2 protein-coding genes are annotated in these 19,452 nt (G+C 35.7%); one reads left to right on the top strand and one right to left on the bottom strand.

The window, feature by feature from the left end; translation table 11 throughout:
* Nucleotides 1-24: 24 nt before the first annotated feature.
* Nucleotides 25-18,402, bottom strand: coding sequence for a PKD domain-containing protein (locus ABEB18_RS12860; RefSeq protein ID WP_348799710.1), 18,378 nt, complete (start codon nt 18,400-18,402; stop codon nt 25-27).
* 608 nt (nt 18,403-19,010) lie between these two features.
* Here ABEB18_RS12860 and ABEB18_RS12855 point away from each other — a divergent pair.
* Nucleotides 19,011-19,445, top strand: a complete 435-nt coding sequence (locus tag ABEB18_RS12855) for an acyl-CoA thioesterase (RefSeq protein WP_348799709.1) — start codon at nt 19,011-19,013, stop codon at nt 19,443-19,445.
* Nucleotides 19,446-19,452: the final 7 nt, after the last annotated feature.

Below are 19,452 nucleotides of genomic sequence, written 5' to 3'. Positions count from 1 at the left end.
ACAATTCTTTTCTTATTGCATTGATTATCGTTTTAAATACAACCAACCTGATGTTTTTGGAGATCCATCGCCTAGATCTAAAACATAGAAATAAGTTCCAACGGGCAAGACTTTATTAGAACCATTTGATGTTCCATCCCAAGTGTTTTTATAAGCATTCTGAGTGTATACTAAATCACCCCATCTATTAAAGATATCGAGTTTATTTTTTGGATAATTAGCAATACAATCAATATAAAACACTTCATTTACTCCATCATTATTAGGTGAAAACTCATTATATATTTTCAAACAAGTTGGCTCAATTGTGGCACTACTTTCATTGTTAGAAGCATTTGTATCAATTTGATCTAAAGCTACTAGTTTTGCAATATTCAAATAATCTTTATTATCCAAAACTTTTACCGTAATTGTTAGTGTTTGAGCCGAATTAAATTCGATGGCAGGTATTCTCCATACACCATTAGCAGCATCGTAAACTCCAGAAGTAGATGTAGTAGAAATAAATTGATATCCAGCTGGTAAAACATCCTCTACTTCAACATTTGTAGCGTTCAAACTTCCAACATTATCTGCTGTAACAGTAAAGTTAATTTGCTTACCAATGCTTGGATCCTGAGAATCTACGCTTTTTATGATCGCTATATCGGTTTTTGGAACTTCGACAAACGCACTGTCTTCATCATCTTCACTTTGGTCTCCATCATCATTATTTGGTGTACTATTAGGATCAAATTGATTACTAGCTGTTATCTGAGCCACATTAACGTAGTCTAAATCTGTTAATCCAATTGGAGATTCTACTGTTGCTTGATAAGTTACAGTTAACCCATCAAGAGGAATAGTCAAATTAGTCCATACAATTCTATAGTTTCTATAAATACCACCGTTAGTAACATTAGTAATTTTACTATAGCCTATTGGTAATAAATCTTCAATAGAAACACCTGTCGCGATAGATGAACCTAAATTATTGATTTGGATTGTAAAAGTTACTACTTCATTAACATTCGCATTTGGATTACTCACTGATTTATCTAAACTCAAGTCAGCATATTGTACTGCTACATTAATACTATCATAATCATCTTCTGTTGTAACTCCATTATTTGGTGTACTATCAGGGTCTGGCAAGTTACTAGCTGTAATTTCAGCAATATTTAAAAACTCATTTATTGTACCCGCAACAGGTTTTACTCTTGCATAAACCAATAAAGTTTGTTCGCCTCCATTAATAATAGCACCTAATAACCATTTTCCATCAACGAATGTATAATTACCACTTGTTGCATTATGCGAAACGTATTCAAATCCAGAAGGAAGTAAATCTTTTACTTCAACACCAGTTGCGTTTCCTGGTCCAGCATTATTTACTTTTATTTGGAAAGTAATAATATCGCCAACATTTGGATTTTGATTATTAATAATTGTTTTTTCAACTGAAAGATCCGCAGTAACTATAACTGGCGTCACAAAAACACTATCATAATCATCTTCAGTAACCAAACCATTATTTGGTGTACTATCAGGATCAAATTGATTACTAGCTGTAATTTCTGCTACATTCAAATATTCATCAGTTGTGCCTGTTGGAGTTTTAACCAATGCATTAATTAACAATGTTTGCGTACTGTTTGGTGATATTAGCCCTGGTCGCCATATTCCAGTAATACTATCATAAGAGCCAGAACTTGCATTATAAAACACATACTGGTATCCAGAAGGCAAAATATCTTTTACTTCTACACCCGTTGCTATGCTAGGTCCTGAATTTGTTACTGTTATTTGGAAAGAAATTTGCTCCCCAACTAATGGCGTAATATTATTATTTACAACCAATTTACTTATAGATAAATCAGCTATTTCATTTACTGGAGTCAATGTAATTGAAGCATAGTCATCCTCAGTTACGATTCCGTTGTTTGGAGTACTATCTGGGTCTTGTAAACTTGAATCAATAATTTCAGCTATATTTTGATAATCGCCTGTTCTTTGAACTATCGCAGAAACCAATAGGTTTTCTACAGCACTATTTGGCATAGCTCCAATATTCCAAATTCCTGTTACTTCATCATAAACTCCTGCTGTTGAGCTATACACACTAAAGGTATATCCATTAGGCAAAATATCTCTTACTCTTACATTTGTAGTTGCTTGAGGCCCATTATTGGTAACAGTTACTTGGAATGTTACTGTTGCTCCGTATGCTGGACTAGTATTCCCTCCTACTATTGTTTTAGTCAATGATAAATCTGCGGCAGTAGCAACTGGATTTACTGCAACGCTTGCATAATCGTCTTCTGTTATAACTCCATTATCTGGTGTAGAATCAGAATCTGCCAAACTACTTGATATTACTTCTGCTGTATTCAAATAAGCTCCTGTATCATTAACCGTTGCAGTGATAACCAAGGTCTCTGATTGTCCGTCTAATAAAGCTCCAATATTCCAAACTCCTGTTCCCAATGTATAAACTCCTGCAGAAGCTGATGCGCCTACATAAGTATAACCCGATGGTAACATATCCCTGACCTGAACTCCAGTTACATTCTCTGGACCATTATTGGTTGCTGTAAGTTCAAACAAAACTACCGATCCCACCAACGGCATTGCATTATTTACAGTTTTGGTCAGTGATAAATCTGCTGTTGGAACTACTGGGGTTACAATAACTTCTGCATAATCATCTTCTGAAATGTCTCCGTTATTTGGAGTAGAATTAGGATCAGGTAATGAACTTGCTATAATTTCTGCTATATTAGTATAATCTCCTGTAGCATTTACGGTAGCGTTTACTGTTAAAGTTTCGGAAATACCGTTTGGTAAATTACCAATATTCCAAATTCCAGTTGCAACATTGTACATTCCTAATGAAGTAGTTGAAATTACATAACTGAAACCAGAAGGAAGCAGGTCTTTAACTTGAACCCCAGTTGCATCTTGAGGTCCATTATTAGTGATAACAATTTCAAAAGAAATGGAACCTCCAACCAATGGATTTGTATTATTTCTCACTGCGGTTTTTGTTAATGATAAATTAGCTTGAGGAATGGTTGGTGTAACCACTACACTCGCATAATCATCTTCTGTTATAACTCCGTTATTTGGAGTGGAATCTAAATCCGGTAAACTACTAGCTGTAATTTCTGCAACATTAATGTAATCCCCTGTTGAGTTTACTGTAGCATTTACTGTTAAAGTTTCTGCTGTGCCACTAGCCAAGCTCGAAATATCCCAAATACCTGTAACTGGATTATAAATTCCTCTTGTAGCTGTAGAAATTACATACGTAAATCCAGACGGCAATAAATCTGTAATTTGAATTCCTGTTGTTGTTTGAGGACCACTATTTGTAACAATAATTTGGAAAGAAATTGGTGTTCCAACAAGTGGACTTGCATTACCTCCAACAATAGTTTTGGTTAATGCTAAGTCAGCTACTGAAGTAACTGGAACAACCATAATGCTAGCATAATCATCTTCAGTTACTACTCCATTATTTGGTGCAGAATCTGGATCAGATAAATTACTAGCGGTTACTTCCGCAACGTTTGTATGATTACCACTAGCATTTACTGTAGCATTTACTATCAAAGTTTCTGATGCTCCGTTAGCTAATGTTCCAATATTCCAAACTCCCGAAGTTGTGTTATAAGATCCTGCTGTTACATTTGAAGAAACATAAGTAAATCCACTTGGTAACAAATCAGTTACTTGAACACCAGTAGCATCTTGTGCCCCTGCATTATTTACTACTATATTAAAAGTAACTTGTGAACCTACTAAACGATTTGGGTTTCCTCCTACAATAATTTTAGTCAATGATAAATCGGCTTGTTGTTTGATTGGTGTAACAACCACACTTGCATAATCATCTTCAGTAGTAATTCCGTTATTTGGAGTTGAATCCAAATCAGGTAAACTACTAGCAGTAATTTCAGCAATGTTTGTATAGATTCCCGTTGCATTCACTGTTGCATTTACAGTCAAAGTTTCTGACACACCACTTGCTAAACTAGTAATATTCCATACTCCAGTAGTTGGGTTATAAGTTCCTGATGTAGTAGTTGAAATCACATAAGTATAACCCGATGGTAATAAATCTTTAACTTGAATACCTGTTGCTGTTTGAGGACCATCGTTGGTTGCAACCACTTGAAAAGAAATTGCGTCTCCCACCAATGGGGTAGCATTACCATTTACAATTGTTTTGGTTAATGATAAATCAGCAACCGATGTAACTGGTATAACCGTTACACTAGCATAATCATCTTCTGTAGTAATTCCATTATTTGGTGTAGAATCTGAATCAGCAATACTGCTCGCTGTTACTTCAGCACTATTAGTATGATTACCATTAGCGTTTACAATAGCATTTATAATTAATGTTTCTGATGCACCATTAGCCAAAGCATTAATACTCCAAACTCCTGTAATTTCATTATAAGATCCTGCAGTTACATTAGAAGAAATAAAACTAAATCCGTTTGGTAATAAATCTGTCACGGTTACTCCATTAGCTGTTTGTGGACCAGCATTATTAACTACTACATTAAAAGTAACTTGAGAACCTATTAAACGATTAGGATTTCCTCCTAAAATAGTTTTAGTCAATGCTAAATCAGCTTCTTGTTTGATTGGAGTAACAATAACACTAGCGTAATCATCTTCTGTAGTAATTCCATTATTTGGAGTTGAATCTAAATCTGGTAAACTACTTGCTGTAACCTCAGCAATATTATTGTAAATTCCTGTATCATTTACTACTGCATTTATTGTTAAGGTTTCTGAAATACCATTTGCTAAAATGTTGATAGTCCAAATTCCTGTAGTTGGAACATACGTACCTGCCGTTGTAGTAGAAATTACATAGGTATAACCCGAAGGTAATAAGTCTTTAACTTCAACATTTGTGGCATTTTGTGGACCACTATTAGAAACAACTACTTCAAATGAAATAGATGAACCAACTAGTGGACTTGCATTTCCTCCTACTATGGTTTTAGTTACTGATAAATCAGCTACAGCTGTAACTGGAACTATTGTTATAGTAGCATAATCATCCTCAGTTGTAATTCCGTTATTTGGTGTTGAATCTGGATCAGCAATAGCACTTGCAGTTACCTCAGCATTGTTTGTATAAATCCCTGTAGCATTTACAGTAGCATTTACGATTAAAGTTTCTGATGCTCCATTAGCTAAATTACCAATATTCCAAACTCCAGTAGTTTCATTATATACGCCTGTAGTTACACTTGAAGAAACAAAAGTAAATCCGCTTGGTAATAAATCTCTAACTAGTACACCTGAAGTAGGTTGACTTCCTGCATTATTGACTACCACATTAAAAGTAATTTGTGAACCTATCAAACGATTCGTATTACCTCCAACAATTGTTTTAGTCAATGATAAATCAGCCTCTAATGTAACTGGAGTTACAACTACACTTGCATAATCATCTTCAGTAGCAATTCCATTGTTTGGAGTTGAATCTAAATCTGGTAAACTACTAGCTGAAATTTCTGCTACATTGATATAATCTCCTGTAGCATTTACTGTAGCGTTTACTGTCAATGTTTCAGAAACACCATTAACCAAACTAGCAATAGCCCAAATTCCTGTGGTTTCATTATAAGTTCCTGCTGTAGCAGTCGAATTTACGTAAGTAAAACCAGATGGCAACAAATCTTTAATTTCAACTCCAGATGCTGTTTGAGGACCATCATTAGTTGCAACAATTCTGAATGAAATAGTCGAACCTACAAGTGGACTTGCATTACCTCCAACTATAGCTTTTGTCAATGATAAATCAGCAACTGCTGTAACTGGAACAATAGTTAAGTTACCATAATCATCTTCAGTTACTACTCCATTATTTGGTGTTGAATCTGGATCTGAAATACTACTTGCAGTTATCTCTGCAATATTATTATAATTACCTGTCGCATTTACTGTTACATTTACTGTCAAAGTTTCTGATGCTCCATTAATTAATGTACCAATAGTCCATAAACCAGTAGTTGCATCATAAGATCCTGTTGTAACACTTGAAGATTCAAAAGTAAATCCATTTGGTAATAAATCTGTTACTGCAACCGCTTGAGCCGTTTGAGGTCCTGCATTATTAACAACTACATTAAAAGTAACCTGAGAACCTATCAAACGATTAACATTACCTCCAACTATTGTTTTAGTTAATGATAAATCAGCTTCTTGTTTAATTGGGGTCACAATTACACTAGCATAATCATCCTCTGTAACCACTCCATTATTTGGAGTACTATCCGTATCAGGTAAACTACTTGCAATAACTTCAGCAATATTTGTATAAATACCAGTTGCATTCACTGTAGCATTTATTGTTAACGTTTCGGCTGAATTATTTGATAAGTTACTAATATTCCATACTCCTGTTGTAGGATTATAAGTTCCTGAAGAAGGAGTTGAAATTACATATGTATAACCTGTAGGAAGTAAATCTTTAACTTGAACACCTGTTGCATTTTGAGGTCCTGCATTAGAAACTACAATTTGGAAAGATATCGAAGAACCAACTAGTGGACTTGCATTACCCCCTACTATTGTTTTCGTCAATGATAAATCGGCTACAGAAGTAATTGGAACAATAGTTACACTTGCATAATCATCTTCAGTTTCAATTCCATTATTTGGAGTAGAATCTGGGTCTGCCAAACTACTAGAAGTCACTTCAGCTTTGTTTGTGTGATTTCCTGTTGAATTCACAGTTGCATTTACTATCAAAGTTTCTGAAACACCATTAGCAAGAGCTCCAACATTCCAAACTCCAGTTGTTGCATTATAAGATCCAGCCGTTACATTCGAAGATACATAAGTAAATCCACTCGGTAGTAAATCAGTTACTGCAACCCCTGTAGCATCTTGACCTCCTGCATTATTCACAACCACATTAAAGGTAACTTGCGAACCTACTAAGCGATTCAAATCTCCTCCTACAATAATTTTAGTCAATGACAAATCGGCTTCTTGTTTGATTGGAGTAACAATCACACTAGCATAATCGTCTTCAGTTTCTATTCCATTATCTGGGGTAGAATCTAAATCAGGTAAACTACTAGCTATTACTTCAGCAATATTAGTATAAACTCCTGTCGCATTTACAGTTGCGTTTACCGTTAAAGTTTCTGAAATACCATTTGGCAAAGATGCTATATTCCATACTCCTGTTACAGGATTATAAGTTCCTGAAGTAGTAGTAGAAATTACATAAGTATAACCTGAAGGGAGTAAATCTTTGACTTGAATAGCAGTTGCTGTTTGAGGCCCACTGTTGGTTGCTACAACTTGAAATGAAATTGAAGAACCAACTAGCGGATTTGGATTACCACTAACAATAGTTTTTGTTAATGATAAATCGGCCACAGCCGTAACTGGAATAATTGTCACACTAGCATAATCATCCTCGGTAACTACTCCGTTATTTGGTGTTGAATCTGGATCTGAAATACTACTAGCTGTTACTTCTGCTTTATTCGTATGATTTCCAGAAGCATTTACAGTCCCCTTAACAATCAAAGTCTCAGATGCACCAGTAACCAAGGCTCCTACACTCCATAATCCAGTAGTAGAATTATAAGTTCCTGTCGTAGCATTAGCAGAAACAAAAGTAAATCCGTTTGGTAATAAATCAGTTACTGCAACTCCAGTAGCGGTTCGAGGACCTGCATTATTGATTACTACATTAAAAGTCACTTCAGATCCTACTAAACGATTTATGTTTCCATCAGCAATCGTTTTGCTTAATGATAAATCGGCTTCTTGCTTAACAGGAGTAACAATTACACTGGCATAATCATCTTCTGTCGTGTCTCCATTATTTGGAGTTGAGTCTAAATCAGGTAAACTACTTGCGGTTACTTCTGCAATATTTGTATAAACTCCTGTAGCATTTACAGTAGCATTTACCGTTAAAGTTGTAGAAACACCACTTGCTAAAGCCCCTATATTCCAAACCCCTGTTGTGGCATTATAAGTGCCTGTTGAAGGAGCTGAACCAACATAGGTATATCCTGTTGGAAGTAAATCGGTAACCTGAACACCTGTAGCATTTTGAGGCCCATTATTTGTTGCAATAACTTGGAAAGAAATCGATGCTCCCACAAGTGGACTTGCATTACCTCCAATAATAGCTTTTGTCAATGATAAGTCAGCTATAGCAGTTACAGGTATAACTTCAATTCTTGCATAATCATCCTCTGTTGTAACTCCATTTCCTGGCATAGAATCTGGATCAGCAATAGCGCTAGTCATAACTTCAGCTTCATTCACATAATCACCTGAAGCATTTACCGTAGCAGTAACAATCAAAGTCTCTGTTGCACCATTGGTTAATGCTCCAATATTCCAAATTCCTGTTGTCTGATTATAAGCTCCAGTCGTAACACTTGAAGAAACAAATGTAAATCCACCTGGTAGTAAGTCTCTTATTGTAACTCCTGAAGTAGGTTGGCTACCCGCATTATTTACAGCTATATTAAAAGTTACTTGAGAACCAATTAAGCGATTTGCATTCCCTCCAACAATAGTTTTACTTAAAGACAAATCAGCATCTAATTGAACTGGAGTAACTATAACACTTGCATAATCATCTTCTGTTTCAACTCCATTATTTGGTGTAGAATCTAAATCTGGTAAATTACTAGCTGACACTTCGGCAATATTCGTATAAGTTCCTGTTGCATTCACAGTAGCATTTACAACCAAAGTTTCAGAAACTCCCATTTCTAAATTGTTAATATTCCAAATTCCTGTTGCTGGATTATAAGTACCAGCTGTAACAGTTGAAATTACATAAGTATAACCCGAAGGAAGGAAGTCTTTAACTTGTACTCCTGTGGCATTTTGAGGTCCATCGTTGGTTGCAATAATTTGAAATGAAATAGGTGTTCCAACTAATGGACTTGCATTACCTCCTATGATTGTTTTTGTCAATGACAAATCAGCTACAGAAGTAACTGGAACAACTGTGATAGCACTATAATCATCCTCTGTAGTATTTCCGTTATTTGGTGTTGAATCAGGATCTGCAATACCACTGGCTGTCACTTCAACTTTGTTGGTGTGATTTCCTGTAGCATTTACCGTGGCTGTCACTGTTAACGTTTCTGATGCTCCATTAACTAATGTTCCAATATTCCAAACACCAGTAGTTGAATTATAAGTACCAGTTGTAATGCTTGAGGAAACAAAAGTAAATCCGCTTGGCAATAAATCTGTAACAGATACTAATGAAGCATTTTGAGGACCTGAATTGGTCACCACAACACTAAAAGCAACTTGTGAACCAATTAGACGATTGGTATTTCCGCCATCGATAGTTTTAGTTAATGCTAAATCAGCCTCTTGTTTAATTGGAAGAACAATTACTGCTGCATAATCATCTTCTGTGATAACACCATTATTTGGCGTACTATCTAAATCGGCTAAATCACTTGCCGTTATCTCAGCAATATTAGTATAAACTCCAGTAGCATTTACAGTGGCATTAACCGTTAAGGTTACTGATGCTCCATTAGCTAAAGCTCCTATATTCCATACTCCTGTTGTTGGGTTATAAGTTCCCAAAGAAGGAGCTGAACCAACATAAGTATATCCTGTTGGAAGTAAATCGGTAATTTGAACACCAGTAGCCCCTTGAGGACCACTATTTGTAACAGCTATTTGAAACGAAATTGGAGCCCCAACAAGCGGTCTATTATTTCCACCTATTATTGATTTATTTAATGATAAATCAGCTACTGCAGTAACAGGTACAATTGTTATACTTGCATAGTCATCCTCAGTCGTATCTCCATTTCCTGGAGTAGAATCTGGATCTGCAACAGTACTCGTAGTAACTTCTGCAATATTAGTATAATCTCCTGATGCATTTACAGTAGCATTTACAATCAAAGTTTCTGATGCTCCATTAGCTAAATTCCCAATAGTCCATAATCCCGTAGTACTATTGTAGGCACCTGCAGTTACATTTGAAGAAACAAACGTAAATCCATCTGGCAATAAATCTGTTATAGTAACCCCAGAGGTATCTTGACTACCCACATTGTTTACTACAACATTAAAAGTTACTTGAGAACCTATCAAACGATTGGTATTTCCACCTACAATTGTTTTTGTTAATGATAAATCAGCTTCTTGTTTAACGGGAGTAACAATTACGCTTGCATAATCATCTTCTGTAGTAATTCCGTTATTTACAGCACTATCCAAATCTGGTAAACTACTAGCGGTAATTTCAGCAATATTATTATAATCGCCAGTTGTGTTTACTGTAGCATTTACTGTTAAAGTTGCTGATGCACCATTGGCCAAAGCATTAATATTCCAAATTCCTGTAGCTGCATTATATGTTCCTGCAGAAGGTATTGAACCTACATAAGTATAACCTGATGGCAACAAATCTTTAACTTGAACACCAGTAACATTTTGAGGTCCATCATTGGTTGTGATGATTTGGAACGAAATTGGAGTTCCAACTAATGGACTTGCATTGCCACCTACGATTGTTTTGGTTAATGATAAATCAGCAACTGCTGTAACAGGAACAACTGTTATAGCACCGTAATCATCTTCTGTAACTACTCCATTATTAGGAGTTGAATCTGGATCGGCAATACTACTCGCTGAAATTTCGGCTTCGTTAGTATGATTTCCTGTAGCTGTTACAGTAGCTGTTACGATTAAAGTTTCTGATGCACCATTAGCTAATGTTCCAATAGCCCAAATTCCTGTAGTTTCATTATAGCTTCCTGTTGTAATGCTTGATGAAACAAATGTAAATCCATTTGGTAATAAATCATTTACTGTTACTCCCGATGCAGCTTGAGGTCCAGCATTATTCACAACAACGTTAAAAGTAACTTCGGATCCTATTAAACGATTTGTATTACCGCCAACAATTGTTTTGGTTAATGACAAATCAGCTTCTTGTTTAATTGGAGTAACAATTACACTAGCATAATCATCTTCTGTATCAATACCATTGTTTGGTGTAGAATCCAAGTCCGGAAGACTACTAGCGGTTACTTCAGCAACATTAATATAGTTTCCTGTCGCTTTAACGGTTGCATTTACTGTCAAAGTTTCTGACACACCATTATTTAAAGATCCAATATTCCAAACTCCTGTTGTAGGATTATAAGTTCCTGAGGTAGCAGTTGAAACTACATAAGTATATCCTGAAGGAAGTAAATCTCTTACTCTAACTCCTGTCGCATTTTGAGGTCCAGCATTTGTAGCTACAACTTGGAAAGAAATTGCCGCACCAACCAATGGACTTGCATTTCCTCCAACAATTGTTTTGGTCAATGATAAGTCTGCTACTGCGGTCACAGGAACAACAGTTACTGTTCCATAATCATCTTCTGTTGTAATTCCATTTCCTGGTGTCGAATCTGGATCTGTCAAACTACTAGTAGTAACTTCTGCAATATTAGTATAATCTCCAGTTGCATTTACGGTTGCATTAACAATTAAAGTTGCTGACCCACCATTTGCTATACTACCAATCGTCCATAATCCTGAAACATTATCATAAGATCCTGCTGTAACGTTCGAAGAAGTGTAAGTAAATCCAGAAGGCAATAAATCAGTTACAGTTACTCCCGAAGTTGCTTGTGGCCCTAAATTATTTACTACTACATTGAAAGTAATTGCATCACCAATTAAACGATTTGTATTGCCACCAACAATCGTTTTAGTTAATGACAAATCAGCCTCTTGTTTTATAGGAGTAACGATCACACTTGCATAATCATCTTCTGTATCTATACCATTGTTTGGAGTAGAATCTAAATCGGCTATACTACTTGCCGATACTTCGGCGATATTCGTATATTCACCAGTAGCATTTACGGTAGCGTTTACGGTCAGTGTCCCTGCCCCCCCATTATTTAAAGTTCCAATATTCCAAATTCCTGTAGTAGGATTATATGTTCCTACAGATGCTATAGACCCTACATAGGTATAACCCGTTGGAAGTAAATCTGTGACTTGAACACCAGTAGCATCTTGTGGTCCATCATTAGTTGTTATAATTTGGAATGAAATTGGAGCACCAACAGCTGGACTCGAATTTCCTCCAAAAATAGTTTTTGTCAAGGATAAATCTGCAACTGCTGTAACTGGAACAACAGTAATACTTCCATAATCATCTTCTGTAGTAACTGCATTATTTGGTGTTGAATCAGGATCTGATAAACTACTTGTAGTAATTTCGGCGATATTGGTATAATTTCCTGTTCCATTTACCGTAGCTGTAACAATTAATGTTTCAGAAGCACCATTTGCTAAGCTTCCTACTGTCCATAAGCCCGATACATTATTATAGGCTCCAGTGGTAACACTAGAAGAAACAAAAGTAAATCCGTTTGGCAACAAATCGGTTACTGTTACTCCAGAAACTGTTTGAGGTCCTGAATTATTAATCACTACATTAAAGGTAACTTGAGAATCAACTAAACGATTTGTATTTCCACCAACAATAGTTTTTGTTAATGATAAATCAGCTTCTTGTTTGATTGGAGTAACAATTACACTTGCATAATCATCCTCTGTATCTATACCATTGTTAGGTGTTGAATCTAAATCTGGCAAACTACTAGTGCTGATTTCAGCGATGTTGGTATAATCACCTGTCGAATTTACCGTTGCATTTACTGTTAAAGTTTCTGATGCTCCATTAACCATTGCTCCAATACTCCACACACCAGTATTTGGATCATAAGTTCCAGCTGAAGGTGTTGAAATTACATAAGTATATCCAGAAGGAAGCAAATCTGTAACTTGAACTCCAGTTACATTTTCGGGACCATTATTAGTCGCTACAATTTGAAATGAAACAGAAGTACCAACCAAAGGACTGGTATTACCACCCACAATTATTTTTGTCAAAGATAAATCTGCTACTGCAGGGACAGGAATAATTGTTATTGTAGCGAAATCATCCTCAGCATTTTCACCATTATTTGGAGTTGAGTCTGGATCAGGTAAGCTACTTGCAGTTACTTCTGCATTATTTTTATAATCTCCAGCAGCATTAACAGTAGCGGTAACTAATAAAGTTTCGGCTGCGTCTTTGGCTAAAGCCCCAACTGTCCAAATTCCTGAAATTTCATCATAGGCCCCTGAAGTTACACTTGAAGAAACAAAAGTAAACCCATTTGGTAATAAATCAGTGACAGTAACTCCTGATGCTGTTTGACTTCCAGCATTACTAACTACCACTTTAAAAATAACCTGAGAACCAACTAAGCGATTCAAGTTACCTTGATCTACTGTTTTTGTCAATGATAAATCAGCTTCCAATGGAACCGGAGTTGTCAATACACTGGCATAATCATCTTCTGTTGGAACTCCATTGTTTGGTGTTGAATCAATATCCGGTTGATCGCAAGCCGTAACTTCGGCGATATTAAGATAATCACCTGTTGTATTAACATTTACTGTAAGTGTTAAAACCTCTTCTACACCCGCTTCAACTGCACCAACATTCCATATACCTGTAATTGGATCATAAGTTCCTTTTGTAGAATTATAAAGTTGATAGCTATATCCTGATGGAAGTAAATCTCTAACTTGAACTCCTGTCGCATTGTCTAAACTTGAGTTTTTAATTCTAACTTCAAAGGCTATTGGAGTATTTACTAAAGGAGTAAGATTATCATTTACAACTGTTTTAGTTAATGATAAATCTACCGAAGTTGGTACAATTGTTACTGAGACCGATGATTGATCATCTTCAGTAGCTATATTATTATTAGGTGTACTATCAATATCAAATTCATTACAAGCAATAACTTGTGCGGTATTCACATAATTTCCTGTAGCATTTACTTTGGCTCTAAAATTCAGTTGAGTGGTCGCTCCTAAAGGAATACTTAAATTAGCCCAAACTATAGAAAAAGTTCCTGCATTATAAATTCCCCCATTATTAACAGAACCTGGCACTAAAGTATATCCGTCTGGTATAACATCTCTTACCGCAACTCCAGTAGCATCAGTGGTACCTCCAATAGCATTGTTATTATACACATTTATTGTAAAAGTTACTTCATCACCTACTTTTGCAGATGTTGGTGTAACTAATTTGGTAAGTTCTAAATCTGTTTGCGCTAATATTGTTATGCTTACTTGGTCTGTTGCAACTGCACAAGGACCATTAGTCACCCTCCATTCTAAAACAGTAGTACCAACAGACAATCCTGAAACATTCGTTGTTGGTGAATTTGGATCTACAAATACTACTGTTGAAGGTGGTCCTGAAACTTTAACCCATTCTCCTTGTCCAACTGTAGGTGCAGTGGCAGCCATTACAACTGGAGAGAATTCTGGCAATGTTTGATCTGGACCTGCATTTACATTTATGGGTTGTGCATAAATTTCAATCTGCACCGTATCTTCAGAAAAGCAACCATCTTCATTTAAAGTCGTTGCCGTCCAAGTAAATTCATATACACCAGTTGTTAATCCAAAAACTAGTGAAGCTGGATCATTAGGCGATGCAATATTTGCTGCTGCTCCTGATGTTTGTGTCCAAGTTCCTTTACCATTGGTAACTGCAGTAGCTGCCAAATTAGTCTGTGTTACAGAACATAAGTTTTGATCAGGCCCTGCATTTGCAACACTAGGTGGTACATCATTGAAAGTAATAGAAACTTGATCTACAGATGGAGCACATAAAGAAGGGCTTGTAAACGGTCCATTAGTAACTGTCCAATTCAAAATATAAGTTCCTAATACGGTAACATTGGATAAAGTTGTTTTTGGATTATTTGGACTGTCAATAGTAGCATTTGCTCCAGAAGGTTGAGATTGGAAAGACCATCTTCCTATTCCTGCTGTTGGTGCTACTGCATTTGTAGTATAAGTTTGCTGACAGGCAACTGTATCATCTGGACCTGCATTTGCTTGACTTGGCGCTTGGAATACTGTAATACGTACAATATCCGACAAATCCGCACAACTATCACTTTCAAATTTCCATTGTAAAATATACAAACCTGGAACTGTTAAGTTAGTTACTTGCGAAGTCGGACTATTTACATTAGTAATAGAAGCTACACTTCCTGAAGGTTGTAATACCCATTCCCATTGGGCAACACTTACATCCGCAGGTGGAGTATTACCATTTAAAGTAATTGTGCCTCCAACATCTTGAATACATATTGTTTGATCTGGACCAGCATTTGGTGGTACGCTTGCACCACTATTTACAATTATATTTACACTATCTGAACTTCCTGGACAACTTGCACCAGAAGCAAAATTATAACTAGTAGTAGTATATGTAAATTGATAAGCATTTCCTGGAACTACAGTTACATTAGCAACAAAACTATCAGATGGTGTTTGTGTAATTACAACCCCTGCAGTATTTCCTCCAGTTTGTGTCCAAGTTCCTTTTGAATCTTGAGTTCCTACTAACTGTACGGTAGTCACATCGCAATACGTTTGATCAGAACCAGCATTGGCTAATGGCGCCACCTCTATCACTACATCATCAAATGTCACAGGACATAAAAAATTTCCTTTACTACCTACTGTCCATCTAAAGGTATAAGTTCCTTGAACAAGATTACTAACAGTTGTTGTAGGACTGGTTGCATCAGCAAGATCAGGTGTATTAGGTGCACCGGCTAAAAGTGTCCAGGCCCCTAATTCAAAAAAAGTATCATAAGCATTTCCTGCTAAAGTAGTTGTGTTATTATTACAAATCGTTTGATCTGGTCCTGCATTAGCAGTTGTTGGAGGAATTCCTATTGTAATTTTTACATCATCTGAACCTGTAGAACAATTACCCGCTTTTATCGTCCAACGAAAAACATATGGTCCTGTATTTTGGAATGTAAATACAGCTTTAGGATCAGTTGCATCACTTATTGTAAAATTATCTAGTCCCGAAACTTTTGTCCACAAACCAGTTGCTCCACTAGGTAAAGTAGCATCCATTGTTACTGTAGCTCCACAAAGACTTTGATCAGGCCCTGCAACTGCAGTTGTCACATCATCGGCAACTGTTACAACAACATTATCCGAAGAACCTTGACAAGTGCCTATCGTTGGTTCAATTGACCAAGTAAAAGTATAAGTCCCATTAGATGGAATTGTAACTATCGTTTTAGAATCATGAATATCGACAAAACTAACGCCTGTTGTAGGTGTTACTGTCCATGTTCCTTGTTCGCCAATACCAGCATCGTTTCCTGCCAATACAATTGTTGTGGTAGCACCCGGATAACAAGTATCAGGTCCTGCTTGTGCAATAGTGGTTGCTAATCCCGCAACCGTATTTACAGTCATAGTATCCGAAACAGGATCACTACAACCTGTTGGTCCAGGATTCGTATATCCTATTGTCCATCGTAATACATTAGCCACTCCATTTGTTGTAAATCCAGTTGCAACAGCTTTCGGATCTCCTGAATCTGAAAATGTAATAGTATCAGGACCTGAATCCTGGGTCCAAATCCCAAATTCACCAGCTGCAGGAATACTTCCATTTAAAGTGAGTTCCGAATTCGTACATATAACAGCATTATCTCCAGCATCAACCGCCGAAAGCGTTGAATCAGAAACATACACAGTTACATTGTCAATAGATAAAGGACATCTTGTTCCTCCTCCTTTTGTTATATATTGAAACTCATAAGTCCCAGCAATAAGACCAGTTGCAGTAGTATTTTGCTCTAATTTATCAACTATTGTTGCTGTATTAGGACCGCTTACTTGTGTCCAATAATGATTCCCAGCACCTGAAATACCTACCCCCGCTAATGGTGCTTCTGTAACACCACAGGCCAATACAACATCAGATCCAGCATTCGAAGGAATCGCATTTGCAGAAACCACAATTGCCAAATTATCAAATCCATAATCACAACCTATAGGTAATTCTCCTGTCTCAGATCTTACAAACTGTAAAATATAATTCCCAGATTCCGTTAAACTTATATTCAACTGATTTCCAACATTTTTAGGTGATGTTGGAAAAGGCGCTAAAGGTGAAGTAGCAGGACCACTCAAAATTCTATATTTATTAACCCCTGATCCTGTTACAGTAAGCGGAATTGAAAAATCTGTTTGATCACATTCTCCAAAAATATTATCTCCTGCAGAGATTGTCCTATCTGAAGCTTTATACTCAATAACATAATCTTTATAAGAGGTACATCCAGTAAGGCTATTAGTTAAAGTATAACGAAAAGTATAAGGATCGCCAGCATCAGAAATACCAGTAATTAAAGTAGTTGGACTTGTTGGTGATTGTATTGTACATGCTCCACCTCCCGTTTGTGTCCACAATACGGTTTCGTTTGCATAAGATGGAGACTGCCCTACTAATGTAGCTTGAGTAACTGTATTATCACATAAATAAGTATATTCTGTCCCTCCTCCTAAATTAGTAACATCCTGAGTAGCTGCTGGAACAGTAATACTTACCTCATCTGATCCAGAGGCACAAGGTCCTACTACAGTCCATCTAAAGACATAAGTCCCTTCTTGTAAATTGGAAATATTCGTATCATTAGAATTTGGATTAGCAATCGTTGGTGTACTAGGACCACTCACAAAAGTCCAGGTTCCATTTTGACCATTTAATCCACAGCCACCAAACGAACCATTTAAATCTACATTTTGTGTAGTAGTATAACAATTGCCCAAAGTAATGTCTGCTCCTGCACTGACAGGAGTTACTCCTCCATAGTTTGTTACTGTTATCGAATCAGATGAAGTACATTTTTGACCTGGTGCATATTCTGTTCCTTCGATAACCCAAGTTAATGTCGTTACGCCACAACTAGTTGTTGGTAATGTTAAAGTAGTTGTAGCTGAATTTGGAAAATTAATTACTATTCCTGCATCATTATTACCTGTAATTTCCCAATGTCCTGTTTCACCAGAATTTTGAGGAGCATTTCCACTAACTGAAATCGAACCTGAAGAATTAGGACAAGAAGCTATATCAGCACCTGCATTTGCTATAGTAATAGGCATTACCACAACCGTTTTATCTTGATAAGTTGAAACTCCATCTCCACACGTAGCTGAATATCTAAAAACATAAGTATTTCCTCCTGTGTATCCTGTAACTGTAGTTGTTGGAGAATTTGGAGATGTAATAGTAACAGATGGTCCGCTAATTTGTTTCCACAATGCTGGTCCAATAATTGGAGAAGGAATATTTCCTTGAAGCAACATGGGATCATTTGCACAAATTGTTTCATTAAGAATCCCTGCATTGACAACACAGTTTTGTGCTTTTAAACTAAAAAAAGTACCAAAAAATAAAAAAAAGAACCAAAAAAAAGCTTTTTTACTTGTCGTTTTAAATCCTATAAAAAAGGCCAGGTAATATTGTCGCATAAAATATACTTTTTAAATGAAAAACTTTTTTGTTCATTGAATGTTAGTTATCAAGGAAAAACATACAATGACTTTTATTGAAATAAACTATCAAACAATGACTATAAGAAATCTGAATTCAAATTAGTATGTAATAAAAATTTCTTAAATCGATAATGAATTAAGAAATTAGATTTCTAGAAATTAAAAATAACGTTTCTAGAAAATTAAGCGCATTTGGCACATATAATTTAACTCAGATTTTACTTTAAAAAAATATAGGGGCTTTTCTTAAAGTTTAATCTAATTAAATAGAGTAGTTTTATTTTTTAAAGTAAACATTAACTTTTTTTTATTTACTTAGAAAATCACAAAACTTTAAACAAACCAAAGCAACTAGTAACTCATTGTAGGTGATGATTTTACTAGTAATATAAACAATTTAACACTTTTTATGTAGTATAAAAGTACTTTATTTTTTTTTAAGTCCTTTAGTTTTCTTCTAAAAAAAAACATAAAAACAACAAAAAACTACTTTTATAACACATATTCTAACTTTTATTTAAAAGACTACTTTTATCCAATTTATAAGATAGATTGGTATCTTAGCATAAAATCTATTCAGACAAATGACAACATTTAGTAAACAATTATCTTTTAGATGGTCCGATTTAGACCCTAATTTTCACTTACGCCATAGTGCTTATTATGATTTTGGAGCACAGCATCGAATTGAAATTCTAGAAGAATTAGGATTAACATTACTCGTAATGCAAAAAGAGCACATTGGACCAGTCTTATTCAGAGAAGAATGCGTTTTCAGAAAAGAAATAAAACTTTCTGACATAATCATCATGCAAACAAAAATGGCAAAAATGAAATCTGACGCTTCTCGTTGGTCAATTGTACATGAATTTTACAGAGAAGAGGTTTTATGCGCCATAATTATCGTGGATGGTGCTTGGATGGATACGAAACTTAGAAAATTAGCTACTCCAACTCCACAAATAGTAATTAATGCTTTAAGCAGTTTCCCAAAAACAACTGATTTTATATCTTTATAATTAATTT

It is taken from the genome of Flavobacterium adhaerens, from assembly GCF_040045115.1.
GTDB lineage: Bacteria > Bacteroidota > Bacteroidia > Flavobacteriales > Flavobacteriaceae > Flavobacterium > Flavobacterium adhaerens.
This window is presented reverse-complemented; position numbering and strand designations above follow the sequence as displayed.